Origin of the sequence: Streptomyces sp. SP18CS02 (assembly GCF_036322365.1) — a bacterium.
Lineage (GTDB): Bacteria > Actinomycetota > Actinomycetes > Streptomycetales > Streptomycetaceae > Streptomyces.
In genome coordinates this window covers 1-317 of record NZ_JAQYXC010000032.1, presented here as the reverse complement: position 1 = coordinate 317, position 317 = coordinate 1, and the positions used below count along the sequence as shown (strand labels likewise).

Sequence of the window (317 nt, the reverse complement as noted above, 5' to 3'; positions counted from 1 at the left end):
GTTCTCGGCGGAGGCGTAGGGGAGCGGGCCTGGGTTCTCAACGCTCAGGTCGCCCACGGCTATCGCCGGACCGACCCCGCCCGGCACCTGGCCCGGATGGCCGACGCCGCGGGCGCGCGCTGGAGTGGCGTGGGGAGGATGACGGCCGCCGACGTCTCGGGATTCGCCCAGGTGCTAGACGGAGGCGTCGAGGCGGTCGCGACCGCAGGAGTCACGGTCCGTGGCTGGGCCGCCTCCCCGGCCGAGGGCACGCCCGTGCCGGCGAAGCCCGGCACGATCAACGTCATCGCCGCGGTTCCCGTCGCGCTTTCCGACGC

Annotated in this window: 1 protein-coding gene; it reads left to right on the top strand. The window is 75.1% G+C overall.

The window, feature by feature from the left end; genetic code table 11:
- A partial coding sequence (locus PUR26_RS00070; RefSeq protein ID WP_329867996.1) for an adenosylcobinamide amidohydrolase occupies window positions 1-317 on the top strand: 317 nt, incomplete at both ends.